Here is a 25,817-nt window from a genome sequence, read left to right as displayed (position 1 = left end):
GAAAAATGCCTGTTAATTTTAACCATCGTGTTCGTCGTCTGGGTTTGACGCGGATCGAAAGCGTGCTGCATCGATATGGTGTTTGCGCATCAGTGCCCAGAAAGCACGCCGGTGCTTTTGCGCGGAGCGGGCCGCCATGGCGATATTGCCGCTATGGCGATCAAGGGCGGCGTGGATATAGGCCTGCTCGAAGCGGGCCACTATCCGTCCCTTGGCAACTTTGAAAGATTCCTGGCTGCTGGCATAGCGCGAGGCTACCGCAGCGGCATAGGCTTCCAGCGTTGTCCCCTCCTGTTGCAAGATCGTTTGCGACAGGCGCTGCTCCGTTGGGCCGGGGTGCAGGACCAGATCCTGGTTTTCCTGCACCCTATAGTGTATCCGACCCGACAGCCCCGGTTCATTCAAAGCGTGGGAAGACGTCTGCAAACGCTGACGATTGATGCGGGCGCGCAAATCGTCCAGGCATAAAGGCTCACGCACGTAGTCCGCCAGGCCCAGTTCCAGCAGGTCTGTCAGGGCAGCCGCCTTGATGGCGGCACGCACCAAACCGAAGATCGGTACCGGCAAATAACCTTGGGCCGCCGACAAGGCACGGCGCACGTGGATCAGGGTGGCGGCTTCGATGGGAATCAGACAGGCATCAAAACGCAGCAGCAAGGCCGATGCGCTGCGCAAGAACAGATATTCCTGATCGGGACGGGGTGGAGGCGGGGCCTGCAAGGCATGCAGTTGCAAACGCTCGCAAGGCGGGATGATGGCCAGCAAATTCTGAGCCCACGATGGCTGGGTATGCAGCAAAGCGCAATCGAGGTGTAGACGCATAAGACTGTCCTTGAGAAGCCGGGCGAACCACACCGGCCGCCCCAAAATCATGAGCTTCTAGGATAGAAATCCGACCTGTCTGCGATAAGTCGGAGTTGCGTCTACGTAGCTGTACTTAATCGCCGCAAATGCGGCTGCGACGCCATTCGCTGGGCGATATGCCATAGCGTCGCCGGAAGGCGTGGCTGAACACCGCAGCATCGGAAAAGCCCATTTGCCAGGCCAGTTCACTGATCTGTCGACCGGGTTTGCCATCCACCAATAATTGACAGGCGCGCTCCAGGCGAGCGGCCATGATGTAGTCGGCAGGCGCTTGCCCACACAGCTCGAACAGCTTGTAGAGATAACGACGGGAAATGCGAAATTGCAGTGCCAAAGACTGTGCATTCAAGCCAGCATCGCCCAGATGATCCTGCACGTATTGCTGAATTTGCAGCAACTGTCCGCGCCGCACTTCGTCCAGAGCTGACTCGGTCGTCACCGGGCGACCATCGGCCAGGCTCAGGGCCATCATGCGAATCACGGTCTGGGACAGTTCGCTCAAGGCCGAGGGCGACAGGTGTCCACGTTCCTGCAAACCAAGACGCAGCATATCCATGGCAATCCGGGCCGGGCCGGTGGTGGCCGAAAAAGACCGGGCCACAGCATCACTTAACCAGGGCAGCCAAGGCAGCAAACGCTCTTCCTCGAACTGCAAGACCAGAAAATGGGATTGATCCTGCACGGCCACCTCGTAAGGACGGGTGGTGTCATAAATGCCCCACTCCCCAGCGTGCAAAATACCGCTGCGATTATCCTGCTGAATCTGGCTGCTGCCACTGATCTGCAAGGTGACCTTGTACAGTGCCTGCTCGGAACGGCTGGCCAGGGCCTGGGTACGCCGCACGCGCTGCGCGCTGGTACACAGTTCCATGACATCGACCGAGCCCATGCGATCGGTTGCCGCCCGGTTGGAGAAACCGCGGCGCGAGTCCGGCTGGACTTCCAAAGGCACAAAATACGCGCACACCACTTCCTGCCAAGCAGCCAGGCTCTTGAAAGAAGCAGAGGGAGTGCGCAATAACATAGACATTGCCTGAGGGGCCCTTGCGGCCAACGCTATTGATCGGGATGGGAGGCATGATACGCCTCCCTTTTCTTATAGCCCTAAAAAATCCAAGCGTCTACGGTCGTTAACCCGCTGCATCAACGATCCATGGACCCGTACAGGTAAGGAGCAGGCTCCAGACCCATGCTGTTCATCTTCGCGGTTAACTCCGTACGCGCCTTGAGTACATCATCAAAACGGTGACGGCGTGACGCCCCTACCTCGGCCGAGGTAAAGGGTCGGTAATCGGGTGTTATTTCCTCAGGGCTGAACTTGGCCACAATCCAGTTCAGCACACGAGCCAGATCTGCATTATCCAGCTGCGACTGCGAGGCACCGGGCACCCGAATCATATAGTCCCGTCCAGCCGGCAAGCGTGTAAACAAGCCAATGGACTGGTTGAAATTGGGGATTCCACGATGCGTCAGGCCCTGGCCATCGTAGCGATGGCAGCCTGCACATTGCAGCATATAGTCTTTAAAAGCCTGGGAGCTTTGCAGGTAATCGCCCGTTCCGGCCATCTCTTCTTGGGCATGGGCCCAAGGCGTAAACGCCAGGAGTACGGCGCCCAAACAGGCCAGGCGCAAAGATGTCCACACAGTGATGCCTCCTTGAGTGACCGGACGCCATCCTGGCCGCCCGGCACCTTATTCAAACCCTGAGGGCTGCCTGTACAGAAAAGAACGGGCAGCCCGACGGGCCTTTTTTAGTTTTTAGCCAAGCCAACCAGTACCGATGTCGTGCAATGGAAGGTGCTGTTCTCGTTCGCCATGCACCAGTTCACGTCATTGTGCAGGAAGAACTCGTAACCAGGACGCTCGCGGGTCTGCGTGTTGCACTGGCAGCGGCCGCAAGCGGTCTTGCCGCAGCAGTCGTGGTAGCTGATCAGGTAGTCCTTGCCATCATGCGGGTTATGGCAGGTGCCAATCCACGAGATGGGCGAGGGCGTCGAGCCCGGCGGGCAGGTGGTGGTTGTGCCGCCGCAGCAAGAGCACAGGAACCCATCCACCGCGCAATGACGCCAGTAGTCGCAGGAGTTCACTTCGTCTTCATTCGCCAGATCGGGATTCAGACTGATGTGATCGGCACCACTACTGCTGCTGCCACCACCACCGGCAGCGCGAGCCACAGGCAATACGGGCAACACAAAGGCCGAACCGACCATTAATTTGCCCACCGAGCGCAGCACGCTGCGACGCGAAGTCTTGTGGGCCACCGAACGGGAGAGGCTCTCCCCAAATTTATCCAGCCAACGCATTGACGTTCTCCTTTCGTGATACCTGCACTTGCTTCATGCCCGAGTCACCGGCCAAGTATTCTTGCGCCGAGGCCACGCCCAGGTCTTTGGCGGTAAACAGGCTTTCCAGCTGTTCACGCGAATTGACCAGACCCTTGCCGCGCACCACACCGTTCTCGTCGATCAGAACGGCGTAAGGCAGTTTGCTGATCTGAAAGCCCATGCCCAGCTGCGTGGACAGGACGTAGGGGAAGGCGTCCAGTTGTGCTTTCTGGTAGAAAGCCAGATGCTCGGGCATCTCACCATCACTGGCCAGCACAATATCGACCCACTGACCTTCCGAGCCCTGGATGGACTTCAGAATCGGCAAGAGCTTCTTGCACACCGGGCAGGTGGGCGACATGAAGAAAATCAACTGGCTGCGCGGGCCAGCCACACCCACGGTAACGGCACGACCGCGCAGGTCCTGCAGTTCCATGACGGGCGCGGCATCACCCACTTGCGGGCCTTTGTCCATGGTCAGGGCACCCATGGGGGCAACCCGTTCGTACAACACGCCAATCTGGCGCGACAGGGCAAGTACAACCAGCACCAGGGCCAGTACGATTACCCATAAAATGACGTTGGAAATCATTAAAGCGGTCATTTAGGTCTCCTAAGAATTCTGCATTTTCTGGAATTTCAGATGGGATTCGATCAGCTGGTTGGCCGCATAGTACAGGCCCAGCAAGGCCAATGTGGCACCAAAGAAGGTCAAACCGTCCACCCAGACCAGTTCACGGGCGCTGCTGATAGCCCAGTCGCCACTGGCCACGGCCAGCGCAGCCAGCAAGGCATTGCGAGCCACCAGCCACCAGGACAGACCACCAGAGGACTCCCCCAGCCCCGAGCAACCGCAATCCACATCGCGGCGGCCACGCAGCAGGTTCATCACGATGCCACTGGTGGCAACCAACAGGACGCACAGGGCCAGAACGGCTCCCAGCGAACGACTGGCTGGCCACAGCAGCAAAGGCGCACTCAAGGCCTCGGCAGCAACAAACAGCACACTGAACGGTCGTAACAACACTTCCGGCAACAATCGATAACCGCCAACGGCTGCCTCGAACAGGCTGAAGTGACGCAGTTTATCCAGCGCCCCCAGTCCCATCAGCACGGCCAAGCAAGCCAGGCTGGCATAGGTCAGGACCGGGTCCATATCAGACACCCCCAACCGGGTGGAACTGAACTTGCAAGGAAGCTTCTGCCGCGCCTTCAATGGTGCGAAGCAACTTGGGTTCAGGCTGGCTGATGTCGTAGACATTCACATTGCCACCGTCCAGGGTCAGCATCAGATTGCGTTGCTGATCAATGGTCATGGACAAAGCATCACGTCCGGGCACACGGGCTACGCGCTTCTTGGTCTTGGTATCCATGACCCAGATCTCGGCAGCGGGGAACTTGTGAGTGCCTTCCTTGCCATCGGGGTGCATGAACACGTACATGCGACCGCTGGCGCGATGCAGACCCACCAGGTTGTAGCCACCGGGCACCCAGTTCTTGGCCTTGTCCTCGTCATTCAGCAAGGACCAGGGGCCGTCGACCTTGACCTCGTCACCGCTGAAATCCGCACTGTAGACATTGCCGTAGTAGGACACGAAGTGAGCCTTGTCCTTGTCCAGGGCAGGAGCGATAAAGATCGGATCGTCCTTCACGGAGAACATCTGCTTGCTGCGCGACTGGCTGGCGACCTTGCCGTCTTCACCCAGATTGATGCTCAACAAGCCACCATCACCACAAATGGTCATGAAGCTGCGTGGGCGATTGGGCTGGGGAATCACGCTCCAGCAACCGGCGGCAGCGGTGACGTCTTCCACATAGTCGCCCTTGGCCACGTCCACGATACCGATGGAAGTCGCAGGCGACGCGTTTTGCAGCACGATGAATTTGCCATCAGTGGTCTGACGGAACATGCCATCGTAGTTCAGGCCTTGAACACGCTTGGGCGGCAGGGAAATTTCTTTCTCGAAGGTCAGCTTGTCAGCGTCCCAGACTTCCACCACGTCCGAGCGCTTACCGCGGGTGACGCGCTCGTGGTAGGTGGTCATGGTGTAGATTTTCTTGCCGTCGTTGGACAACTGCACGTGGCCGTTGAACGCGGTTGGCACCATGCCCAGGAATTTGCCGTTGGTGTAGTCATAGACATGCACGCGGCTTTCGGTCAGGTGGTTGAACACCGAGTCCATGACATAGATACGGTTTGCCTGGGGGGCAGACACGCTATGGCCGCCGGTCAGGACCTCAAGCGGCTTGTCCTGGGCTTGCACACCACCGGCCAGAACCATCAGCCCCAACATGGCGGCGGCGGTCGTTAATTTAAATTTAGACTTCATTGGATGTCTCTCCTCATGGGCGTCCACGCTGTCAGAACGCATAGGCATAACGGAATTGCAGGCCGCGCATGCGCGGGCCATTCTCGACTTTCAAATCATGGATGTACTGCAATTGCACCTGGTGGGCATCGGTCAGCTGATGGGTAATTTCGGCAGCCAGTTGATGGTTACGCGCCCGCGTGACGGTGGTTTCGCCATTGACCCGCTCGCGCCCGCCAGTTTCGTAGCGGTAGCGCAGACCCACATAGGTCTTTTCAGTCAGGTTGGTTGAAACCAGGGCCATCAGGCGGATTGCCGTGTCTTTTTTCAGGGTCTGGCCGTAGTAGTTCTTGTTATTGCCAAAGAACTCGAACTCCGCCACGCCTTCCACAAAGGAGGATTCGCCAAAGCCTTTCACAATCGCAAAGTCCTGAATGGTGCTCCAGCGGTTCTTGCCCGCGGACACATCCGCGTGCGAGCCGTGATAACGACCCGTGGGTGCCGTCACAAAGGGCTCCCACGCAAACCAGAAACGGTTGTCCGGATCGTTGTGCAGCCAGACGGCGGCACCCGCAGTGACGTCACCTATCCCTGTCATGCGGTCACGGTCTTCCCCTGGAATATCCAGCGTGTTGCGAAAACCGGGCACGATCAGCTCGTACTGCACCGTTTTACCGGCCAGCTCGCGAAAGTGCATCTGGCGGTAAATCATGCCTTGCACATTGAGCTTGGGGCTATCGCCAATTCGTGAACCCTGATCATAAAAACCATGCGACTTCAGGCCCATCATGTAAACGGCCAAAACATTGGTGCCCACCGGAGCAGGTATCCAATCCCGAGCACTGGGGTCGCCTGCATGGGCGAGCCCGGCACTGATACCGCTCAAGGCCAAGGCCAGAGCGGTCCGCTGCACTATTGCGTACATTATTTTTGTCTCCTCGAAGAAGGCGCGAACGGTATCGTTATTGTGTTCGCGCCCTTGTCCCTAGCTAGGCTGCCGGGTAGGCCATGCAGACCGATTTGGTCTCCAGGTAAGCCTCTACCGCAGCGCGCCCGTGTTCCCGGCCCAGGCCAGACTGCTTGTAGCCACCAAAGGGCATGCTGGGGTCCAGCATGTTGTGGGTGTTGACCCACACCGTGCCCGCCTTGATACCGGCGGTCAGACGTTGCACGCGGGCCAGGTCCTGACTCCAGACGCTGGCACCCAGGCCAAAGTCTGTATCGTTGGCCAATGCCAATGCCTGCGCCTCGGTTTCAAACGGAGTCGCAACCACGACGGGGCCAAAGATTTCTTCACGCATGATGCGGGCATCGGGAGCCACGTCGGCAAACACGGTGGGGCGTACAAAGTAGCCCTGCTCAGGGCGAGCGCCCTCGCCTGCCAACATGCGGCCGCCTTGCTGGCGACCCACATCAATGTAGTTCTGCACGCGCTGCTGGTGGCGTGCCGAGATCAGCGGAGCAATCTGGGTAGATTGCTCAAAGCCCGAGCCCAGTGTCATGGAGGAAGCCAGATCGGCCACGCCCTGCACCACGCGCTCGTAAATGCCTTTTTGCACAAACAGACGCGAACCGGCAGTACACACCTGACCCTGGTTAAAGAAGATGGCGTTGGCCGCACCTTGAATGGCCATGTCCACATCGCAATCATCCATGATGACCACGGGGGACTTGCCGCCCAGTTCCAGAGACATGCGCTTCATGTCGTTGACGGCTTGATGGCCAATCAACTTGCCCACTTCCGTGGAGCCGGTAAAGGAAATCTTGTTCACGCCTGGGTGAGCCGTCAAAGCGGCACCCGTGCTTTCGCCACGACCGGTAATCACGTTGATCACACCGGCGGGGAAACCGGCTTCCAGAGCCAGCTCGGCCAGACGGATGGCGGTCAGCGGGGTCTCTTCAGCAGGCTTCAGAACCACGGTGCAACCCGCCGCCATGGCAGGGGCGATTTTCCACACGGCCATCAGCAGCGGGAAGTTCCAGGGCACGATGGCGCCGACCACACCCACAGGTTCCTGACGGGTGTAAGCGTGGTAATTGATACCAGGAGGGAAAGCGATGGAGGGCGACAGCAGTTCACCGCTGATCTTGGTTGACCAGCCAGCCATGTAACGCAGCCACTGTGCGCTGGCGGCCACTTCCAGACCGTAGGAGAAGAACAGCAGTTTGCCGTTGTTCAGAGTTTCCAGACGAGCCAGCTCGTCGGCATTGGCTTCGACCAGATCGGCCAAGCGCAACAGCAGGCGCTCGCGCTGGGCGGGCAGCATCTTGCTCCATTCACCCTGCTCCAAAGCCTGGCGAGCGGCACGAACAGCCAAGTCTACGCCTTGAGCGCCGGCCTCTGGCTGATGCGCAATCACTTGTCCCGTTGCGGGATCGTAGACGGGAATCGTTGGTCCTTGAGATTCAGTGACGGGTTTGCCGTCAATAATCATGTGTTCGCGAATCGCGTTGCGCTCGGGTTGTACGTCCTGCCCCATAGTCTGTCTCCACACGGAATAGTTGATTCTTAACGAATCCAGTATAGGGACGAGGACAAGCCCGGACTTGTGATTCTGTGCACGGGGGCTTGTTGATTTGGGTACGGAGTAAGCCCTGGCCTGCGTTAGAACAAATCCAGCTGGGCGGGCATGCTGAGCTGAAAGTCACCCACGCCGGTCAAATGCACGCGGCGTTCAAAGTCCAGCAAGCTGGCTTTGCGATGCAAACCGGAGCTAAAACCGGTCAACATGCCATTGGCACCCTGCACGCGATGGCAAGGCACGATGATGCTGATGGGATTCAGGCCGCAGGCCTGGCCCACAGCACGGACCGCTTTAGGGCGGCCCAGATGTTCAGCCATCTGCCCGTAGGTCCAGGTTTGGCCATAAGGGATGGTCTGCAAGGCCTGCCAGACCTGCTGCTGGAACTCGGTGCCTTGCAGGCTGAAAGGCAAATCAAACTGTTGCAGCTTGCCGGAAAAATATGCATCCAACTGCGCCTGCACGGGCTCGGCCAAAGCAGGTTCCGGGATCAGCCCGGCCAGTTGCTCGGGCGTCAGGCCGTGCACGGTCTCTTCCTCGAAGTCCAGACGCAGCAAAGCGCCTTGGGCATCCACTAACAGACGCATCGCGCCTAAAGGCGTATCAAAGCAGGCAGTACGCAGCCCGACATAGGCAAACATGGCAGTCCAAATCCGAGGGCAGAATGTTTGATCATACTGCGCGACTCCAACCACTTCAAAAACCCTGGCAACACCCAGACAGCTTGGGCTTTAGCGTCAAAGAAAAACGACAAACGACAAACGACAAACGACAAACTCCAGATTACGCACGGCAGTTTGTTGAGCGGGATATCCCGAGCAAGGCTCATGCTTCCATTAAGCGTCTGACACTCAATAGTTAGTAGCTGGCTCCTACTTTTGTATCTCCCCATACCCACCGCTAACTGTTGAGAGCGACGATCAACACGCAAACCTCGACACCCTCAAGCCCCTTAGGCCGCTACAGCAGCCGAAAGAACCACATACTGCCAGGCCCCAGAAGGAGGAAGGGCTCATATTAATAGTCATTGTGAGCCGGTCTGGGCCGGGGGGCCGTCCTCTGGGCGATTCAGGCTTCTTGCCGCAGGCAGGCTTGCTATTCGGGGTTCAAGCGTCCTGTTGTTTGAGCGAAATGCTTGTGCCTTGTCCGGGGGACAAGGCACTTTCGCGAGTTCAGGATGCGCCCGAATAGCAAGCCTGACCAGGGTACCGGTGCGCAGCACCGGCAAGGAGCCAAGCCCGGAGGACGGCCCCCCGGCCCAGACCGGCGTTTTCACGAGACACTATCTACACATGCAGCCACTTTTGCGCTCCTTGTTTCCTTATCTCGCCAGCCTCTCGCTTCGGACACAGCCCCACTCTACAAGGGCCAAAGAAGAAGAAGAAGAAGAAGAAGAAGCAAAAAAACCGGGTAAATAACGCCGGGGCCCCCCAGACGTTATTTACCCGGCAAATCCAACAAATGCAGCAATTACTCAAGAACAGCAAGGTTTAAACGATTTGCACTCCCTTGACGGACAAATCCAGGCCCACGCGGCGTACCACGGCCTCGAACTCGTCACGGCTGATGTGGTCCAGCGCCGTGGCCGGATCGCGGGTGGCGTCGCAGGCGATGATGCCACGGCGCATATAGGAATATTTGCGCAGCGCCAGTGCCACCAGCGGCTGAAACTCGTAACGGATCAGCGAGCAGTAACGGTCAAACACACGTGCGGCCTCTTCCTGATCGCCCTGACGGTGCAAGGCATATACCTTCAGCAAAATTTCCGGGAAGGAGAAGCCGGTGACCACGCCATCGGCCCCCCGTTGCAGCTCTTCCAGAAAATGCATGCCACCCAGGCCACTCAAGATAGGCAGGGCGTCACCGGACAAGCCACGCACGGCAGTAATTTTCTGACCAACGGGCGGATCTTCAGAGTTCAAAATGGACACACCCGCCTCGCCTTTCAGGCGCACGGCCAAGGCTGGGCTGATGCGGGCGGCAAACAGTTCCGGGAAGTCGTGAATCACCACCGGAATACGGATCGCCTGCACGATCTGACGGTAATAGGACACCTGCATATCATCGTCTGCCCCGGCCAAGGGGGCGACAAAGATCGCATCCGCGCCCAGGTCCTCGGCACTGCGAGCCTGTTCGACAGCCGCTGCCGTACCCAAGGCGCGCACGCCCACCCACACCGGCACCGCACCACGCACCGCGGCCACCACAGTTTCAATGACACGCCGACGCTCGAAGGTACTGAGTTTGTGCAGCTCACCCATCACCCCCAAAATCGCCAGCCCGTGAATACCGGCTTCCAGCTGGAAATTCACCAGACTGACCAGGCTTTGCAGATCCAGCTCGCCACCCGGTTTGAAAGGGGTGGGGCAAATGGAAAAGACACCTTTATTTTTCATAGTTACGCTTAGGCTCAACGTGGAATAACAAACGGCTTTTGCATACGCGAAATCATGCGTACCAAGGGCCAGAGAAGAATGAAGTAAATCAGCGCAGCGGCCACCAGCGGTGTCTGGCTATAGGTCTCGCCCTGCACAATCTGGGCCGAACGCAGCAGCTCGGGCAAGGCCACGGCCGAGGCAATCGAGGTCTGCTTGATGGCTTCCAGCGTGTTGCTGGCCAGATCCGGAATCACATTGCGCACACCCTGGGGCACGACCACATAAGCCATGGCCTGACGGGCGTTCAAGCCGGTCGAGCGCGCCGCCTCGTTCTGGCCGGGGGACACCGACTCCAGCCCGGCACGGAAAATCTCCGCGAAATAACCACTACTGTTCAGGACCAGCGCCAGCACCGTGGCGGAAAACTCATTCAAGGGCAGGCCCAGGAACGGCAGGCCGTAGTAAATGAAGATCAGCAGCACCAGGGGCGGGAAGGCACGGAAGAAATCCACGTACAGCAGGATCAAGCGGTTCAGCCAGCGATGCTGCTGGTAATGCAGGCAGGCAATGATCAGGCCCAGCAAGGCCGCCAGCGGCACGATGATGATGGAGAGCTTGAACGTCAGCCACAGGCCCTGCATCAGCAGCGGCCAGCTGGCGGCAATAATCTTCGGGTTCAGAAAGGTATCGATCAGTTCCATAGCGTGTCACTCCTACGACTTGATCGCATAGCGCCGTTCCAGCACCCTCGTCAGATGAACGAAGGGGAAGAAAATCAGGCAGAACAAAATGGCCCCGGCCGTAAAGGCGGTGGGGTTGGCGATGTTGGACTGGATATTGCTGGATACGTTAAGCAGCTCGGGCACGGCAATGACTGAGCCCAGTGTGGTGCCTTTGGTAATCCCGATGGCGCGGTTGGTCAGCGGTGGAATCGCCAGGCGCACGGCTTGCGGCAGGATGATGGCAAACAGCGTCTGGCTGAAACCCATGCCGGTGGAGCGGCCCGCTTCCCATTGCCCTGTCGGCACCGCAGCAATACCTGACCAGAAGATTTCTTCCGCAAAGGCAGACAGCACCAGGCTCAAAGCCAGCACCGTGGCAGGTACAGGCTCGATCACAATGCCCAGGGACGGCAAGGCGAAGAACACCAGCACAATAATGACCAGCTGCGGAATCGCACGGAATACGTCCACATACAGCGTCATCAGAATATTGACGGGACGCCAGCCGTAGCAGCGCAGCACGGCCAGACCCAGGCCCAGGACAGTGCCCAGAATCACGGTCATCACGGCCATTTGCAGCGTGACCCAAAAGCCCTGCATGATCTCGGGCAGATGGGGACTGATCAGCGTCCAGTTAAAGAAGTAATAAAGAATCTGATCCATGGCCGGCCTCAGTTCATGCGGCTCAGAAAATCCTGAATACGCTTGTGACGCGGCTTGCTCAGAATTTCATCAGGGCTGCCCTGGTCCAGAATCACGCCCTGGTCCATGAACACAATGCGGTCCCCTACTTCGCGGGCAAACTGCATTTCGTGCGTGACAATCACCATGGTCATGCCCGCATCGCGGGTGCGTTTCATCACGTTCAGCACTTCACCGACCAGCTCCGGGTCCAGGCCCGAGGTAGGCTCGTCAAACAGCATGACTTTGGGCTCCAGCGCCAGCGCACGGGCAATGCCCACACGTTGCTGCTGACCGCCGGACAACTGGCTGGGATAGTGCTCGATACGCTGGGCCAGACCCACTTGTTCCAGATGGTGGCGGGCCTGCTCTTCGGCCTGCGCCTTGGGTACTTTCTTCACCTTGCGCAGCGCCAGCATCACATTACCCAGCGCCGTCATGTGCGGGTACAGGTGTATGCCTTGAAACACCATGCCAATGTTTTGGCGTACCTGATTCAAGTCGGTACGCGGACAGGTCACATCACTGCCTGCCACCACAATCGTGCCGCTGGTGGGAGTTTCCAGCCGGTTGATGCAGCGCAGACAAGTACTTTTGCCCGAGCCCGAACCGCCAATCATCACCACGACTTCGCCGGTGTTGACGCTCAGGTCTATGCCTTTAAGAATTTCGGCTTGCCCAAACGACTTGCGCAAGCCCTGGATGCGGACAATTTCACTCATGGTCGCTCCTTGTCCGCCTGCCAGTCGGGCAGGCGGGGACCGGCCCCTGCAGGGCCATATAGCTAGAGAAACAGCGCGATGGCGCTTTTACGGACGGGAGCAGTCGGGAGTGTGCTCGGTGGGCTCGTAGCCGGGGAAATCAGGCACGCCGTAGCCGGGAAAAATCACCGTCATGGCCGTACCGGCATTGGGCTCCGTACCAAACCATTTCACATGCAGCTTGGACAGGGAGCCGTCCTGCTTCATGCATTCCAGCACTTCATCCACGCGGTTGCGCAAGGCCGTGTCGTCCTTGCGGAAAGCAAAGGCGTAGTTGGCCTCGGTGGTCATGTCGTAGACCGGAGCCAGCGCGGGGGTTTGGGTGGCGATATAACGCGCCAAAGGAGTTTCGGACATATTGGCGAAGGCGCGACCAATGGCCACCGCCTGCACGGCATCCGTGTTCTTGTTGAAGCGCTGGATCTTGTAGCCGTATTTTTCCTGGTTATCCTGCAACCAGCGGTCCGAGAAACTGCCATTATTGACGGCAATCGTCTTGCCTTTCAGGTCTTCCAGCGAATTGACGGTAGCGCCTTTTTTAGCCAGAAAACTCAGGCCGCCTGCCATATACGGCTCGGCAAACAGCATTTGTTGAGCGCGCTCCAGCGTCGTGTTGGTGGGCGCGGCCACCATGTCGTAGCGGCTGGAAAACAGGCCCGCAAAAATAGCGGAAAACGGGGTGTCGATGACCTCGGCACCGTCATAGCCCATGCGTTGGGCCACTTCCTGAGTCAGGTCGTTGGAAAAGCCGTCCATCTTGCCATCGGTACCACGCATGAAAAACGGCACCAGGCCCACGTCAGCAGCTACTTTGAACTTCTTGCCCTGATTGGGATTGTCAGCATGTGCTGGCAGGCTCAAGGCCAGGCCAGCGGCCACGGCAGCCAGCATCAAGCCAGCTTTACGTCCCAAGCGGGTATGCCCCAGACGGGCACGTCCTAAATGAGCAACGCTGTGTTTGCGAGAAACAGCCGCAGCCAACGCGGCGATAGTGTTTACGCCTTGCATAAGGTCTCCTTGCCATCATTTTCTAGTTTGTAGTGCTTTTAATTCTAGGGGTGGCAAAACCTTGATGTCATATGCTTTTTTATTAACTCTTCATAACACAGCGTTAAGCGAATACTCGTGCTCCCTGTACACGGCGGACTTCACGGACACAGCGTGTTTTCCCGCGCAGGCTCCTCTAAGGGTAAGTCCCCCCTTGGAGAGGCAGCCAGGCGAAGGCACTGCGCGGGAAACGGTTTATTGAGGGGTGAATAACTCAGGCCCAGCCTGCCCGCATGCCTCGGGAGGCCGTGGAAATCACCACTTCCATGAAGTCGTGCGCCAACTGCGAAACCGGCACCACATTGGAATGCAGCATGTGCAAAGGCATGGTGGTGCGGGGGTTGATGGGGCGTACCACCACATCGGGCCAGACCCGGCCTGCTACCGCCAGTTCATCCACAATCGCAATGCCTGCTCCGGCCTGCACCATGGCACAGGCAATGTGCGTCAAACGCACTTCTACCGCCAGTTGCGGCACACCCGGACGGTTACCAAATAACTGCTGCACCATTTGCCCATAAGGTGTGTCATTGCCATAACCAATCAGGTCCAGTCCTTCCAGATCGCTGGCATCCAGCTCCTGTTTGTCGGCCAGGGGATGACTGGCTGGCAACACCGCCACCAGATGGTTTTCGTAAATGGATTGGGCATGCAGGCTGGGATGCGTCAGCGGCACGATGGCCACACCCACCTCGGCCTGCTGAGTGACCAAAGCCTGCACCAGATCACTGGAGATCAGCGTGCGCACATACACCTTCACATCCGGGAATGCCTGGCGAAAACGCGTCACCGCCATGGGGATCAAGGTCTGTCCCAGACTGGGGCTGACGGCAATGTGCAAGCTGCCGTGGCGCTTCTCGATCAGGTCGGTGGCCACCTCGTTTACCCGCTGCACACTGTTATGGACCTGCTCCACTTCCTGATAGAGCCGACGTGCCTCGGGCGTGGGGTATAGACGCCCCTTGATGCGCTCGAACAGCACCAGACCAATACGCGATTCGGTATAGGACAGAAGGCGGCTGATGGCCGGTTGCGACACGTTCAGCAATTGCGCCGCCTTGCTGATGGAGCCGGTCAGCATGATCGCGCGAAAAACCTCGATTTGACGAAGATTGAGCAGCATCCCTTAACGTAGCCTTATGTTTCGAGCACAAATAAGCATAAGACATTTTGATTTGCCTATGTTTCAATTTTTTCAAGCTGCCATCCCGGCGCGCCTTGATCGCAACGGGCTTACAGAGCGGCTTCATAACTACGACACGGAGACAAAATCATGCAAACCCTGCTTACACGCACCCTTGCGGTGCTGGGCTTGGGACTGGCCGCCGCTGCGCCCACCGCCCATGCCGCTGACAAAGTTCATCTGATGCTGGACTTCATCCCCACCGGCGACTATGCCCCGTATTACTCGGGCATTGCCAACGGGATTTACGAGAAAAACGGCATAGACCTGAAGATCACCCGTGGTACCGGTTCGGGCGATACGGTTCTGAAAGTAGCCGGTGGCGCAGCCGATATTGGCCTGGCTGATATTTCCGCCATTCTGACCTCGCGTCAGAACAGCCAGACCCCCATCAAGGCCATTGCTTCCACGTTCTCGCACTCGGCCCACTCCCTATTTGTGCGCAAAGACTCGGGCATTACCGATTTCTCCGGCCTGGAAGGCAAGAAAATTGCCGTCTCGCCAGGCAATAGCCACAAACTCTACTTCCCCATGGTGGCGCGCAAAGCCAACACCGATCCCGACAAGATTCAGTGGGTAACCGTGGATGGTTCCTCCATGGCACCGCTGCTAATCAACGGCAAAGTGGACGCCGCCCCTTTCCTGGCCACCAACTACTACTACCAGAACAAGCAGGCCAAACGTTTTGGCAAGGAAATCGTGGTGCTGCCCTTTAGCGACCAGGGTTTCAACATCTACGCCCTGTCCGTTTTCGCTACCGACAAGACGCTGGCCGAACGCCCACAGATGGTGCAGAACTTCCTGAATGCCACCATCGAAGCCTGGGAAGCCGCCCGCAAGGACCCGGAAACAGCTTGTCAGGCCCACGTGAAGGCCAACCCTGAAATCGATCTGGATGACTGCATGGGCAATCTGAACGCGGTGCTGGGCTACATCTACACCGATTTCAGTGCCGAACACGGGGTCGGCAGCCTGGAAGAAGGCCGCATGAAAACCACGTACGAAGCGGTTGCAGAAGCCCAGAACCTGGACCCCGCCTGGGACTATCACCAAGCCTACGACACCCAGTTCATCGTCAAGGCCAACGGCACGGCCAAGCCCTGAGTTGAGCTGATTTTCGCGCGCGCACTGGCTTGGCCCAGGCGGGTCAGCGCGCGCCTAGGAGCGCATTGTGATACGCATTCAAGACGTCAACCTGATCTACGGTCGTAATACCGAGCGCGAGACTCAGGCACTGAAACAAATCAATCTGGACATCCAGGACAACGAAATCATTGCCATCGTTGGCGCGTCGGGCTGTGGGAAATCCACCCTGCTGCGCCTGATCGCAGGCTTGCTGATGCCCACAACCGGCACCGTCAGCATTGATGATGAAGTTGTCGCCCACCCCCGCCAGGACACCGGCATTGTGTTCCAGGCCCCGACCCTGGTGCCCTGGGCCAATATTCTGGACAACACCCTCTTGCCATCGAGCATCATGGGTCGTCTGGACGATCAGGCCCGCAGCCGCGCCACGCGTCTGCTCACTACCGCCGGTCTGGGCAATTTTCTGCATCACCACCCCAAGCAATTGTCCGGTGGGATGCAGCAACGCGTGGCCATTTGCCGCGCCCTGGTCCACAACCCCAAAGTGGTACTGATGGATGAGCCTTTCGGCGCCCTGGACGCGCTGACCCGCGAAACCATGACGCTGGAACTGCTGCGCCTTTGGTACGAAGACCCCAAAACCATTGTGTTTGTGACGCACTCGATCTCCGAAGCCGTCATGCTGGGGCACCGCATTGTGGTGATGTCGCCGCGCCCCGGCCAGATTACCGAAATTCTGGACGTGAACCTGCCCCGCGAACGCGACTTTTCCCTGGTGGGCACGCCGGAATTTACGCGCTGTGCCGCTGCCGTCCGTGAACTTATTTTCCAACATGAGGTGGCTTGATGAGCGAGCAAACTCAAACCCTGGTCGCCGCGCCCGTGCGCAAGCGACGACTGCACCTGCGCGATTTCAATGAAATTACCGTCCCGGCCATCACCCTGATTGCCGTGGTCATTCTGTGGGAACTGGCCAGCCGCCTGTTTGATATCCCTGAATACCTGGTTCCCGCCCCCTCGCGCATCTGGGCCGATTCCATGCAAATGAAAGAGGCCATGCTGATGCACACGCTGGTGTCCACACGCACCATCATGCTGGGCTTTTTTCTGTCCATCGTGATCAGCTTCCCGCTGGCCGTGCTGATTACCTACTCGCGCTTTTTCGAGCAGGCTATCTACCCGCTGCTGATTCTGACCCAGTCCATCCCCAAGGTGGCCCTGGCTCCGATTCTTGTCATTATCTTTGGCCCCACCGAGCTACCACGCGTCGTCGTCACCTTTCTGGTCGCGTTTTTTCCGCTGGTCATCTCCATGACCGCTGGCCTGCTGGCCGCCCCACCTGAACTGATTGAGCTGGTCCGTGCCTGCCGCGCCACCCGTTTGCAAGAGTTCTTCCGTATCCGCCTGCCCTTTGCCGTGCCCTTTATTTTCTCGGGCCTGAAAGTAGCCATCACCTTGTCCGTTGTGGGCGCTGTGGTGGGTGAGTTTGTGGCGGCCGACCAAGGTCTGGGCTATCTGATCACCACCTCCACCGCTTTCTTCAAGACACCGGTTGCCTTTGGCGCCATGGCGATCTTGTCGGTGCTGGGCATTGTGTTCTTCCAGGTGATTTCTGCCGCTGAACGCATCCTGTTTCCTTGGGCGATCAAGGACAATCGGAGCTGATCATGACATCACCTTATACCGTCATCCGTGGGGGCCTGGTGCTGGCCCACGCTCACGCCCAAGCCGAGCCTTTGGACATTCTGATCAAGAATGGCGAGATCGAAGCCATGGGCCCGCCCGGCCTGCCCGCACCTGCTGATGCCACAGTAGTGCAAGCGGATGACCAACTGCTGCATCCCGGCCTGATCAATGCGCATACCCACGGCCACGGCACCTATGCCAAGGCCATGGGAGATCGCTGGTCACTGGAGCTGCTACTGACGGCGGGCCCCTGGATCAATGGCGACCGCCATCTGGAAGACAAGTACCTGAGCACCCAGCTCAATGCCGCAGAAATGCTGCTGAAAGGCTGTACCGCCAGCTACGACCTGTATTCTGAGGTCCCCGTGCCCACAGCAGAAGGCATGAATGCCGTTGCCCAGGCCTATGTGGATGCCGGTATGCGGGCCACGGTCGCCCCCATGATGGCGGACCTGTCCTTTTACCAATCCGTGCCCGGCCTGATCGAAGCTCTGCCGGAAGAACTGCAGAAGTTTGTGGCCCAACTGGCACCACAATCCTTCCGGGCCACGCTATCGGGCCTGACGGACTTTCTGGACCAGCAGCGCAACTCCGACCGCATTCGCGTGGCCCTGGCTCCGACCATTCCCATGTTGTGCTCGGACGAGTTCCTGCAAACCTGCGGCGAAATCAGTGCAGAGCGCAATATCGGCCTGCACAGCCACGTCGGTGAATCCTATGTGCAAGCCCTGACTGGCATGAAGCGTTATGGCACCACCATTGTCCAGCATCTGGACAAGCTGGGCCTGATCTCGCCCCGTTTCACCCTGGCGCACGCCATCTGGCTGGACGAGCGCGATCTGGACATTCTGGCGGTGCGCGGAGCCATGGTGGCCCACAACCCCGGCAGCAATATGCGTTTAGGTAATGGGATTGCCGACGTGAACTCCATGCTGGAACGCGGTATTACCGTGGGTCTGGGCACGGACGGCTCAAACAGCGGCGATAACCAGAATATGTACGAAGCCATGCGTCTGGCCTCCTTCTCGTCCAAGGTACGCGGCCCGGATACCGAGCGCTGGGTCACCACCGAACAAGCGCTATACGCGGCCACTGAAGGCAGCGCCCGCTGTCTGGGCATGGGCGAACAACTGGGACGTCTGGAGCCGGGTCGCAAGGCCGACATCGTGTTTCTGGATCTGGCCCATATCAACTGGATTCCGCATAACAACACGGTCAATCAGCTGGTGCATCTGGAAGACGGCCTGGCGCTACGCCATGTAATGGTCGACGGCCAGTTTGCCGTGCGCGACCGACAGTTAACACAAGTGAATATGCCGCGCCTGCGCCAACAAGTGGAGCAGGCCCAGGAACGCATCACGCGCAATACCTACGACAAGCGCCACATCACTGAAAAACTGGCCAAAGCCGTGGGTTCTTTCTGCCTGTGCCTGGGCCATGACCGCTATCACGTGCAGCGCTGGGCGCACTCCAAGCAAGACTTAACATGACGTTATGTTTTACCGATAAATAGGCATACGACATTCATGATTAGATTTGCTTCAATCATAGAAACGAACACGATTACGGACACGCGACATGCGCGGGTCCGAGCCATCCAAGGAGGAAGATAATGAGCGACTTCGATCTGGTAGTACGAGGAAATATTGTTGAGCGCGACCGCATCATCACTGACGGCTGGCTGGCCGTGCGTGAAGGCCGAGTGGCGGCCCGTGGCGTTGGCGCGGCTCCTTCGGCCCGTGAGCATGTGGATGCGCGTGGCATGTGGGTAATGCCCGGCGTGCTGGACGGCCAGGTGCACTCCGGCAGTCAGGCCAATCAGGAAGGTCTGGGTTGGGCCTCGCGTGCGGCAGCCGCCGGTGGCGTGACCACCATGGTGGAAATGCCTTACGACGATCCCGAGCCCGTTGCCTCCCGCCCCCAACTGGAAGACAAGATTGCCCGCATTGAAAGCGATTGCCACGTGGACGTGGCTTGCTACGGCACATTGAACGACCAGCACGGTCTGGAAGCCGCGGCTGGCCTGATTGAAGGCGGCGTTTGTGGTTTCAAGTTCTCTACCTTTGAAGCCAGCCCCAACCGCTTCCCGCGCGTGGAAGAAGACATCCTGATGGAAGCCTTCCGCCTGATCGCCCCCTCCGGCCTGGCCTGCGGTGTGCACAACCAGGACCAGGAACTGACACGCAAGAACATCAAGCGCATGGTCGAAGCCGGTGATACGGGCTGGGACGCGTTCTTGCGCGCCCACACCCCCTTGATCGAAAACCTGGCCACCAGCGCTATTTATGAAATCGGTGCCCAGACCGGCGCCCGTGCCCACGCCGTGCACGTATCCCTGTCGCGCGGTTTTGAAATCTGCAATATGTACCGTCAGGCAGGCCACAAAGCCTCGATTGAAACCTGCGTGCAGTACCTGATGCTGAACCACGAAGAGCACACCCGCCGCTTCGGTGCCAAGACCAAGCACTACCCACCCATTCGCCCCAAGGCGGAAATGGATCTGCTCTGGACCCACATCGCCAACGACGAATGTACCTTCGTGTCCTCCGACCACGTGAGCTGGGGCCTGGAGCGCAAGCAGTTTGACAATGTGTTCCAGAACTCCTCCGGTGGCCCTGGTCTGGAAACCCTGCTGCCCGCCTTCTGGACAGGCTGCGCCGAGCACGGCATTTCCCCCACCATGGTCGTCAAGCAATTGTGCTGGGGCCCTGCCCAACACTTCCTGCTGGAACACCGCAAGGGTTCGCTGAATGTGGGTGCAGACGCCGACATCGTGATCGTCAAACCCGAAACCTACCGCTTTGATCCGTCCAACAGCCTGTCCGCCGTGACCTGGAGCTCCTTCGAGGACCGTGAATTCCAGGTGCGTGTGGAAGCCACCTATGTGCGCGGCCAACTGGCCTGGGACGGCAAAACCGTGCGTAACGCAGCGGGCGACGGTCAGTTCATCCGTCCGCACAAGGCAGGCGAATTGTCATGAGTCTGGCCATGCCCTTGTTGAATCAGGAGCGCCTGTGGCGCAGCACCCAGGAGCTGGCCGCGTTCACGCTGCCCGACCAGCCCTGGACACGCCGCGCCTTCTCCGATCTGTTTCTGCAGTCGCGTCAGTGGCTGCTGAAACAGTTCGAGGAAGCAGGCCTGAGCGTACGCATGGATGCCGCAGGCAATCTGATCGGTCGCCGCGAAGGGCGCAAGCCCGGCCTGGCACCGATTACCACCGGCTCGCACTGCGACACCGTGATGTATGGCGGACGCTACGACGGCATCATCGGCGTACTGGCCGGGCTGGAAGTCGCCCGTTGCCTGAACGAGCAGAACATCCAGCTAGACCATCCTTTTGAAGTGGTGGATTTTCTGTCTGAAGAGCCTAGCGACTATGGCGTGTCCTGCGTAGGCAGCCGCGCCATGGGCGGTGTCCTGTCCGAAGCCATGCTGGCCGAACGCAATCCACAGGGTGAAACACTGGCGCAAGGCATTGCCCGCATCGGTGGCCGCCCCCAGGAACTGGCCCAGGCCCGTCGCGCCCCCGGTGATACTGCCGCTTTTGTCGAGCTGCATATCGAACAAGGGCCGGTGCTGGAATCGCGCAATCTGCCCATTGGCGTGGTCAGCAACATCGTGGGTATTTGCCGCCACCGCATCATCATCACGGGCCGTCCAGACCATGCTGGCACCACACCCATGGACATCCGCCGTGATGCCCTGGTCGGTGCCAGCCTGATCATCAGCGAAGTGGACCGCAAGGCCCGCCGTGCGCTGGGTGGGCCAGACTATCTGGTCGCCACCATTGGCAACCTGAACCTGACGCCCAACGCCTCCAATGCCGTTCCCGGACGCGTAGAAATGATGGTGGAAGTACGCAGCGACCGCCAGGAACTGATGCAGAACTTCACCGAGGAACTGCTGACCCAACTGCGCCCGGAAATCGAGGCCATGGGCCTGGGTCTGGACGCGGCGCAAGTCAGCCTGGCCAAGCCCACGGACTGCACGCCAGATGTGATGAACATCATCGAGCAAGCTGCCAGCGCGTTGGGATACCAGAGCATGGTCATGCCTAGCGGAGCCGGTCACGATGCGGTGTACATGGCACCCAGCGGCCCCATGGGCATGATCTTCATTCCCTGCCTGAATGGTCGCAGCCATTGCCCCGAAGAATCCATTACTTCCGAGCAGCTTCTGGACGGTACGCGGGTTCTGTATCAGACCGTTGTCATGTTGGACCAGAGTCTGGAGAACTGACATGGACTGGTCCTGTGATCAGCTCAGCGAACGCGAACGCTACCGCTTGTTGGTCAACACCGTGTTGCCGCGCCCCATTGCCCTGGTCACGACCTGTGACCAGCAGGGGCGCGTGAACACGGCCCCATTCAGCTTTTTCAATGTGATGGGCTCAGAACCTGCCGTGCTGGCACTGGGCCTGGAAAACGATACGCACTCTGCCGATGGCCTGAAGGACACCACCCGCAATATCCTGGCCACCAGCCAGTTTGTGGTGAACCTGATCAGCGCCAAGATGGCACGCGCCATGAATATCTGCGGCATTGCCTACCCGACCGGGCAGGCCGAACACCTGCAAGCGGGCCTGGATCTGGCCCCCAGCGTACAAGTGCAACCTCCCCGTATCGCCCAATGCCCGGTGCAGTTTGAATGCCGTTTGCACACTGCGCTGGACCTGGGCCCGCTACGCCATATCGTCATTGGCGAAATCCTGCATTTGCACTGCGACGACGCCATCCTGACGCCTGAAGGGCGCATTGATATAGACGCTTACGACCCTATTGGGCGCATGCATGGTTCTGACTGGTATGTCGGCCTGCAAGGCCGCTTTCAGTCAGAAAAATTAAGCCACCAAAACGGGCTACCGCCCACCCAAACATAAAAACATCATGAACCGTCGCCCTCATATCTACGTTCTGAACCCCAATTCCAGCCAGATCGTAACGGATGGCCTGGACCGTGCTGTCCAGCCCTTGCGTCTGGCCGATGGCCCAGCCATCTCCTGCCTGCGCCTGCCCCAAGGCCCGGCGGGTGTACAAAGCCAAACCGATATCGACACCCTGATTCCCCATCTGCGCGCCCAGGCCCTGAGCGTCAAAGAAGACGCCGCTGCTTATGTAGTGGCCTGCTTTAGCGACCCCGGCCTGTACACCTTGCGCGAAGCGCTGGATGTACCTGTACTGGGCATTGCCGAAACCGGCGTACTGACCGCCTTGTCGCTGGGACAGCGCTTTGGCGTGCTGTCCATTTTGCAGGCTTCCATTCCGCGTCACCTGCGCTACTTTGGCGCGATGGGGGTAACGGATCGTCTGGCGGCCGATCTGGCCATCAATATGGGCGTGTCGGAACTGGCTGACGAGAAAAAAGCCCTGCAACGTCTGACAGAAGTCGGCCAGCGCTTGCGTGATGAGCATGGTGCCGACGTTGTGGTGCTGGGTTGCGCTGGTATGGCCAATCAGCGCGAGGCACTGGAGCAGGCTTTGGGCATTGCCGTCGTGGAGCCCACGCAGGCCACCGTTGCAGTAGCCTTGGGCCGCTGCTTGTTAGGCTGGTAAGCCTTGATGAACGCCCCTTTGCAACCCGGCTGTCTGGCAACCGCACAGCGGCTGCTTCAGGCACGCCAAGAGAACCGCCCCATCGAGGACTGGCCCGAATCGCTGCGCCCTGTGTCTTTTGATCAGGCCTATCGCGTCCAGGCTGCGCAAATGGAAACCTTGGGCCCCATAGGTGGCTGGAAAGTCGGCGCGGCCAATAGCGTGGCCCCGCCTACCTGCGCGCCCCTGCCCCAGCGTTTTCGTTACGCCAGCCCGGAGACTCCCGCCGGTAAGGACCTGTCCTTGCGTGGCATGGAAGTGGAAATCGGCCTGATTCTGGGTCAGGACTTGCCGCCCGGCCAAGCCCCCTATTCCATGGAGCAAATCTGGCAGGCAGTCAGCCAGGTTTGTGTGGCAGTCGAGATTGTGGAATCGCGTTTTGCGCAGCGTGACACCGTGGGCCGTCTGTCCACCCTGGCCGATCTGGCCAGCCACGGCGCGCTGGTCTATCAGGCGCAAGGTACCGCCGCACAGAACATGGCACTGCTACAGCCTGAATGGGCGCGCCTGCAGGTGGGACAGCAAGCCTTGCTGCAAGGCCCGAACCAGAATCCGGCTGGTGGGCTGACGCGGCTGCTGATCTGGCTGGCCAATCAGGGCAGCCACCATCTTGGTGGGCTGCAAAAGGGTCAGGTCATCATTACTGGCACTTGCCTGCCCATGCTGTATGCCGCTCCCGGCGACCGGATTCAGGCCGCCATTCAAGGGATCGGTGAGCTGGACTTCATCTGCGCATAAAAGCACAAAGCCAGCGTCCAAAACGGTGCTGGCTTTGCCTGGGAACTATGTGGAAGCCACCTGGGAACGACCTGGATATCGTCCAAGAATTGTTCAGGGATTACCTAAGAACTCCCTAAACACTGCCCCTGTATCGTCAGAGTATTGCTGAGATAAACATAGGCGCTGCATATCCCTCCAGCGCCCATGCTGAATAGCTTGGCGTCTTTATACGGGCGGCAGAATTACATCCCAATAGCCGTACAGTTCCAGACCCGCACCACGGGCGACGCTGGCCGAGGCCAGGTTGTCCCCTTGAAAACGATATTGCGGCTCCCAGCCTTGTTGCAAGGCGTAATGACACATGGTCTGGACCGTAGAACGGGCGTACCCCCGGCCACGCTTGTCGGCATGCGTCAGCACACCCAGATCAGCCAGACCAAACTCGTCCTCGTCCCAGACATACATGCTGGCCGCGCAGGCCAGCTCTTCGCCATCAAACGCACCAAAGACCAGCCAGTGATCCAGCTCTACATAACTGGCGTCCCGGTCCTCTTCGCTAGCTTGCTCGGAGAAGGCTTCAAACGCAGCGGCATCATCAGCATTTAACTGACGCACCGGCCCGCCAGCCGGCGCAGCACTCAAGCCTGCCTGACCCGCCAAAGGGAAATAAAACAGCGCATCAGCACCATGAAAACGCCCACCCGCTTCCTGCACCGCGGCCTGCAAATCCTCCAAGGAAGTCAGGGGGCGAGGGCCTATGGCTTTTGCCATTGCAGGAGAGATCAAGGCCCACACAGGCTGGCCGGGACGCTGCAAAACCATGCCTGCTTCGCCCTCATCCAGACTGTCGTCAACGCGTAGCACCAGCTCTGCACTGCTGCTGTAGGGAATGCCGCGTGCAAAGCGGGTTTCCCAATAGTGGCTGACCTTGGGAGAAAACACGCTTTGTTCGGAAGAAGTGGAAGTAACCATCATTGAACTCACTCAAAAATACGTAGCCAATCAGCCAGCGCACGACAGTGAGCTGGCCGATCTTTTATGCGAGGAGAAGCAAGCGGATGGGGTTGACGCACTTGCCCGTCTACACAGACCAGTCGGGTTTAAAAAAACTCATCCAGAAGGCAGAAGAAAGCGATGCGCTCGGCATCCATTTCCACGCCATACAGGGCAAAGAAAGGCGCCAGCCACTCCTTGCCTAAATTGCGTTCTATGCTGCGCGCCGTCAGCGCCAGATCCTGAAAACGATCCGCCACGCCCAGGCGTCCGCAGTCGATAAAACCGCTGAACTGCCCTTGATGCACCATGAAGTTGGGCAAACAGGCATCACCATGGGTGACCACCAGATCCTCCTGCTGGGGGCGGCTGGCATACAGCTCATCCAGCAGGCTTTGAACCGGCATGCCCTGGCGTTCATCGTCAAAATCTTCTTCATCAATCAGGCCCGCTTTCGCCCGTGCGCTGGCATCGGCCAAACGGTGCTCCAGGCGATGATCGAAGGGACAGGATTCAATCGGCAAGCGGTGCAGGCTTTGCAAGGACGAAGCCAATAACTCCACCGTTTGCTGCGGAGACAAGCCTTCTGTGCAGGCCAGATCGCGCCCTGGAACAGCGCTCATCAGGAGCCAATGGCGGCCATCTGCGACCAGCGTGTCCAGCACCTCAGGACAAGGCAGACCTTGCGCGTGCATCCAGCGCAGGCGCTCGATTTCATCGGGCAGTTCGGCCAAGGGCAGATCATCCTCTGCCTTCACAAACTGGCAGGAGCCATCCGGCCACTCCAGACGCCAGACGTCGGCTCCAGACTCTCCAATGGTTTGACGTTGCACCTTGGCGGCGGCCAGTCGGGTCTGCCAGGCAGCAGGAAAACTCATACTCAAAAACCTTGCTAAAAACAGTCGCTAAAAACAGGGGGCGGGGATTACACCCAAGGAATCAAACAGCGA

The 25,817-nt window shown here is 58.8% G+C and carries 27 protein-coding genes; 9 read left to right on the top strand and 18 right to left on the bottom strand.

Annotated features, from left to right (window positions below; translation table 11 throughout):
- Positions 1-18: 18 nt before the first annotated feature.
- The 16 genes from DUD43_RS01830 to DUD43_RS01755 all read right to left on the bottom strand — a co-directional run bounded on the left by DUD43_RS01830 (position 19) and on the right by DUD43_RS01755 (position 14,731).
- On the bottom strand, positions 19-822 hold the full coding sequence (locus DUD43_RS01830; protein WP_153228904.1) for a hypothetical protein: 804 nt from the start codon (positions 820-822) through the stop codon (positions 19-21).
- 115 nt (positions 823-937) lie between these two features.
- Positions 938-1,888, bottom strand: a complete 951-nt coding sequence (locus tag DUD43_RS01825) for a helix-turn-helix domain-containing protein (RefSeq protein WP_153228903.1) — start codon at positions 1,886-1,888, stop codon at positions 938-940.
- Between the two features lie 119 nt (positions 1,889-2,007).
- Positions 2,008-2,508 (bottom strand): cytochrome C, encoded by a 501-nt coding sequence (locus DUD43_RS01820; RefSeq protein ID WP_153228902.1) that lies wholly within the window; start codon positions 2,506-2,508, stop codon positions 2,008-2,010.
- A gap of 107 nt (positions 2,509-2,615) precedes the next feature.
- Positions 2,616-3,167, bottom strand: a complete 552-nt coding sequence (locus DUD43_RS01815; protein WP_153228901.1) for a methylamine dehydrogenase light chain — start codon at positions 3,165-3,167, stop codon at positions 2,616-2,618.
- Positions 3,151-3,792 (bottom strand): methylamine dehydrogenase accessory protein MauD, encoded by a 642-nt coding sequence (gene mauD, locus DUD43_RS01810; protein ID WP_009462707.1) that lies wholly within the window; start codon positions 3,790-3,792, stop codon positions 3,151-3,153. The genes DUD43_RS01815 and mauD overlap by 17 nt, the downstream gene beginning before the upstream one ends.
- Before the next feature lie 9 nt (positions 3,793-3,801).
- Positions 3,802-4,344, bottom strand: coding sequence for a MauE/DoxX family redox-associated membrane protein (locus DUD43_RS01805; protein WP_009462709.1), 543 nt, complete (start codon positions 4,342-4,344; stop codon positions 3,802-3,804).
- 1 nt (position 4,345) lies between these two features.
- Entirely contained in the window at positions 4,346-5,518 is a 1,173-nt protein-coding gene (locus DUD43_RS01800) for an amine dehydrogenase large subunit (RefSeq protein WP_153228900.1), read from the bottom strand.
- Positions 5,519-5,549: 31 nt separating this feature from the next.
- Entirely contained in the window at positions 5,550-6,422 is an 873-nt protein-coding gene (locus DUD43_RS01795) for a transporter (RefSeq protein WP_153228899.1), read from the bottom strand.
- A 64-nt stretch (positions 6,423-6,486) separates the two neighbouring features.
- Entirely contained in the window at positions 6,487-7,977 is a 1,491-nt protein-coding gene (locus DUD43_RS01790; RefSeq protein WP_153228898.1) for an aldehyde dehydrogenase family protein, read from the bottom strand.
- 125 nt (positions 7,978-8,102) lie between these two features.
- The gene (locus DUD43_RS01785) at positions 8,103-8,660 is read right to left on the bottom strand and encodes a methylated-DNA--[protein]-cysteine S-methyltransferase (RefSeq protein ID WP_153228897.1); all 558 of its coding nucleotides are present in this window, start codon (positions 8,658-8,660) and stop codon (positions 8,103-8,105) included.
- A gap of 849 nt (positions 8,661-9,509) precedes the next feature.
- Positions 9,510-10,415: a dihydrodipicolinate synthase family protein gene (locus tag DUD43_RS01780; RefSeq protein WP_153228896.1), complete on the bottom strand. Its 906-nt coding sequence runs from the start codon at positions 10,413-10,415 to the stop codon at positions 9,510-9,512.
- A gap of 14 nt (positions 10,416-10,429) precedes the next feature.
- The gene (locus DUD43_RS01775) at positions 10,430-11,098 is read right to left on the bottom strand and encodes an amino acid ABC transporter permease (RefSeq protein ID WP_153228895.1); all 669 of its coding nucleotides are present in this window, start codon (positions 11,096-11,098) and stop codon (positions 10,430-10,432) included.
- 12 nt (positions 11,099-11,110) lie between these two features.
- Complete coding sequence (locus tag DUD43_RS01770; RefSeq protein ID WP_153228894.1) at positions 11,111-11,782, bottom strand: amino acid ABC transporter permease; 672 nt, start codon at positions 11,780-11,782, stop codon at positions 11,111-11,113.
- 8 nt (positions 11,783-11,790) lie between these two features.
- On the bottom strand, positions 11,791-12,522 hold the full coding sequence (locus DUD43_RS01765; RefSeq protein ID WP_259672655.1) for an amino acid ABC transporter ATP-binding protein: 732 nt from the start codon (positions 12,520-12,522) through the stop codon (positions 11,791-11,793).
- Positions 12,523-12,609: 87 nt separating this feature from the next.
- Positions 12,610-13,569: a substrate-binding periplasmic protein gene (locus DUD43_RS01760; RefSeq protein WP_153228893.1), complete on the bottom strand. Its 960-nt coding sequence runs from the start codon at positions 13,567-13,569 to the stop codon at positions 12,610-12,612.
- 253 nt (positions 13,570-13,822) lie between these two features.
- Positions 13,823-14,731, bottom strand: coding sequence for a LysR substrate-binding domain-containing protein (locus DUD43_RS01755; RefSeq protein ID WP_009462734.1), 909 nt, complete (start codon positions 14,729-14,731; stop codon positions 13,823-13,825).
- A 150-nt stretch (positions 14,732-14,881) separates the two neighbouring features.
- On the opposite strand from DUD43_RS01755, the gene DUD43_RS01750 reads away from it, so the two are divergent.
- The 9 genes from DUD43_RS01750 (at position 14,882) to DUD43_RS01710 (ending at position 23,892) form a co-directional block, all read left to right on the top strand.
- Positions 14,882-15,895 (top strand): ABC transporter substrate-binding protein, encoded by a 1,014-nt coding sequence (locus DUD43_RS01750; protein ID WP_153228892.1) that lies wholly within the window; start codon positions 14,882-14,884, stop codon positions 15,893-15,895.
- A gap of 67 nt (positions 15,896-15,962) precedes the next feature.
- Positions 15,963-16,724: an ABC transporter ATP-binding protein gene (locus DUD43_RS01745; RefSeq protein ID WP_153228891.1), complete on the top strand. Its 762-nt coding sequence runs from the start codon at positions 15,963-15,965 to the stop codon at positions 16,722-16,724.
- Positions 16,724-17,542 carry an ABC transporter permease gene (locus tag DUD43_RS01740; RefSeq protein ID WP_153228890.1) on the top strand — a complete coding sequence of 273 codons (819 nt, stop codon included), beginning with the start codon at positions 16,724-16,726 and terminating at the stop codon, positions 17,540-17,542. Before DUD43_RS01745 ends, DUD43_RS01740 begins: the two co-directional genes overlap by 1 nt.
- Positions 17,543-17,544: 2 nt before the next feature.
- On the top strand, positions 17,545-19,053 hold the full coding sequence (locus DUD43_RS01735; RefSeq protein WP_153228889.1) for an amidohydrolase family protein: 1,509 nt from the start codon (positions 17,545-17,547) through the stop codon (positions 19,051-19,053).
- Positions 19,054-19,175: 122 nt separating this feature from the next.
- Positions 19,176-20,543, top strand: coding sequence for a dihydroorotase (locus DUD43_RS01730; RefSeq protein ID WP_108728256.1), 1,368 nt, complete (start codon positions 19,176-19,178; stop codon positions 20,541-20,543).
- Positions 20,540-21,802 carry a Zn-dependent hydrolase gene (locus tag DUD43_RS01725; protein WP_153228888.1) on the top strand — a complete coding sequence of 421 codons (1,263 nt, stop codon included), beginning with the start codon at positions 20,540-20,542 and terminating at the stop codon, positions 21,800-21,802. Before DUD43_RS01730 ends, DUD43_RS01725 begins: the two co-directional genes overlap by 4 nt.
- A gap of 1 nt (position 21,803) precedes the next feature.
- Positions 21,804-22,442 (top strand): flavin reductase family protein, encoded by a 639-nt coding sequence (locus tag DUD43_RS01720; protein ID WP_153228887.1) that lies wholly within the window; start codon positions 21,804-21,806, stop codon positions 22,440-22,442.
- 7 nt (positions 22,443-22,449) lie between these two features.
- Positions 22,450-23,115: an aspartate/glutamate racemase family protein gene (locus tag DUD43_RS01715; protein ID WP_153228886.1), complete on the top strand. Its 666-nt coding sequence runs from the start codon at positions 22,450-22,452 to the stop codon at positions 23,113-23,115.
- A 6-nt stretch (positions 23,116-23,121) separates the two neighbouring features.
- Entirely contained in the window at positions 23,122-23,892 is a 771-nt protein-coding gene (locus tag DUD43_RS01710; protein WP_153228885.1) for a 2-keto-4-pentenoate hydratase, read from the top strand.
- A 207-nt stretch (positions 23,893-24,099) separates the two neighbouring features.
- On the opposite strand, the gene DUD43_RS01705 is transcribed toward DUD43_RS01710, so the two are convergent.
- Positions 24,100-24,849 (bottom strand): GNAT family N-acetyltransferase, encoded by a 750-nt coding sequence (locus tag DUD43_RS01705; RefSeq protein WP_153228884.1) that lies wholly within the window; start codon positions 24,847-24,849, stop codon positions 24,100-24,102.
- Between the two features lie 125 nt (positions 24,850-24,974).
- Entirely contained in the window at positions 24,975-25,745 is a 771-nt protein-coding gene (locus DUD43_RS01700; protein WP_153228883.1) for an APH(3')-II family aminoglycoside O-phosphotransferase, read from the bottom strand.
- Positions 25,746-25,817: the final 72 nt, after the last annotated feature.

Source organism: Alcaligenes faecalis, assembly GCF_009497775.1.
Taxonomy (GTDB): Bacteria; Pseudomonadota; Gammaproteobacteria; order Burkholderiales; family Burkholderiaceae_B; genus Alcaligenes; species Alcaligenes faecalis_D.
This window is presented reverse-complemented; position numbering and strand designations above follow the sequence as displayed.

What these genes read in the sequence shown, in the direction of transcription:
- DUD43_RS01830 (WP_153228904.1), bottom strand. Translation starts at nt 822, where the DNA reads ATGCGTCTACACCTCGATTGCGCTTTGCTGCATACCCAGCCATCGTGG.
- DUD43_RS01825 (WP_153228903.1), bottom strand. Translation starts at nt 1,888, where the DNA reads ATGTTATTGCGCACTCCCTCTGCTTCTTTCAAGAGCCTGGCTGCTTGG.
- DUD43_RS01815 (WP_153228901.1), bottom strand. Translation starts at nt 3,167, where the DNA reads ATGCGTTGGCTGGATAAATTTGGGGAGAGCCTCTCCCGTTCGGTGGCC.
- mauD (WP_009462707.1), bottom strand. Translation starts at nt 3,792, where the DNA reads ATGACCGCTTTAATGATTTCCAACGTCATTTTATGGGTAATCGTACTG.
- DUD43_RS01805 (WP_009462709.1), bottom strand. Translation starts at nt 4,344, where the DNA reads ATGGACCCGGTCCTGACCTATGCCAGCCTGGCTTGCTTGGCCGTGCTG.
- DUD43_RS01800 (WP_153228900.1), bottom strand. Translation starts at nt 5,518, where the DNA reads ATGAAGTCTAAATTTAAATTAACGACCGCCGCCGCCATGTTGGGGCTG.
- DUD43_RS01795 (WP_153228899.1), bottom strand. Translation starts at nt 6,422, where the DNA reads ATGTACGCAATAGTGCAGCGGACCGCTCTGGCCTTGGCCTTGAGCGGT.
- DUD43_RS01790 (WP_153228898.1), bottom strand. Translation starts at nt 7,977, where the DNA reads ATGGGGCAGGACGTACAACCCGAGCGCAACGCGATTCGCGAACACATG.
- DUD43_RS01785 (WP_153228897.1), bottom strand. Translation starts at nt 8,660, where the DNA reads ATGTTTGCCTATGTCGGGCTGCGTACTGCCTGCTTTGATACGCCTTTA.
- DUD43_RS01780 (WP_153228896.1), bottom strand. Translation starts at nt 10,415, where the DNA reads ATGAAAAATAAAGGTGTCTTTTCCATTTGCCCCACCCCTTTCAAACCG.
- DUD43_RS01775 (WP_153228895.1), bottom strand. Translation starts at nt 11,098, where the DNA reads ATGGAACTGATCGATACCTTTCTGAACCCGAAGATTATTGCCGCCAGC.
- DUD43_RS01770 (WP_153228894.1), bottom strand. Translation starts at nt 11,782, where the DNA reads ATGGATCAGATTCTTTATTACTTCTTTAACTGGACGCTGATCAGTCCC.
- DUD43_RS01765 (WP_259672655.1), bottom strand. Translation starts at nt 12,522, where the DNA reads ATGAGTGAAATTGTCCGCATCCAGGGCTTGCGCAAGTCGTTTGGGCAA.
- DUD43_RS01760 (WP_153228893.1), bottom strand. Translation starts at nt 13,569, where the DNA reads ATGCAAGGCGTAAACACTATCGCCGCGTTGGCTGCGGCTGTTTCTCGC.
- DUD43_RS01755 (WP_009462734.1), bottom strand. Translation starts at nt 14,731, where the DNA reads ATGCTGCTCAATCTTCGTCAAATCGAGGTTTTTCGCGCGATCATGCTG.
- DUD43_RS01750 (WP_153228892.1), top strand. Translation starts at nt 14,882, where the DNA reads ATGCAAACCCTGCTTACACGCACCCTTGCGGTGCTGGGCTTGGGACTG.
- DUD43_RS01740 (WP_153228890.1), top strand. Translation starts at nt 16,724, where the DNA reads ATGAGCGAGCAAACTCAAACCCTGGTCGCCGCGCCCGTGCGCAAGCGA.
- DUD43_RS01735 (WP_153228889.1), top strand. Translation starts at nt 17,545, where the DNA reads ATGACATCACCTTATACCGTCATCCGTGGGGGCCTGGTGCTGGCCCAC.
- DUD43_RS01730 (WP_108728256.1), top strand. Translation starts at nt 19,176, where the DNA reads ATGAGCGACTTCGATCTGGTAGTACGAGGAAATATTGTTGAGCGCGAC.
- DUD43_RS01725 (WP_153228888.1), top strand. Translation starts at nt 20,540, where the DNA reads ATGAGTCTGGCCATGCCCTTGTTGAATCAGGAGCGCCTGTGGCGCAGC.
- DUD43_RS01720 (WP_153228887.1), top strand. Translation starts at nt 21,804, where the DNA reads ATGGACTGGTCCTGTGATCAGCTCAGCGAACGCGAACGCTACCGCTTG.
- DUD43_RS01715 (WP_153228886.1), top strand. Translation starts at nt 22,450, where the DNA reads ATGAACCGTCGCCCTCATATCTACGTTCTGAACCCCAATTCCAGCCAG.
- DUD43_RS01710 (WP_153228885.1), top strand. Translation starts at nt 23,122, where the DNA reads ATGAACGCCCCTTTGCAACCCGGCTGTCTGGCAACCGCACAGCGGCTG.
- DUD43_RS01705 (WP_153228884.1), bottom strand. Translation starts at nt 24,849, where the DNA reads ATGATGGTTACTTCCACTTCTTCCGAACAAAGCGTGTTTTCTCCCAAG.
- DUD43_RS01700 (WP_153228883.1), bottom strand. Translation starts at nt 25,745, where the DNA reads ATGAGTTTTCCTGCTGCCTGGCAGACCCGACTGGCCGCCGCCAAGGTG.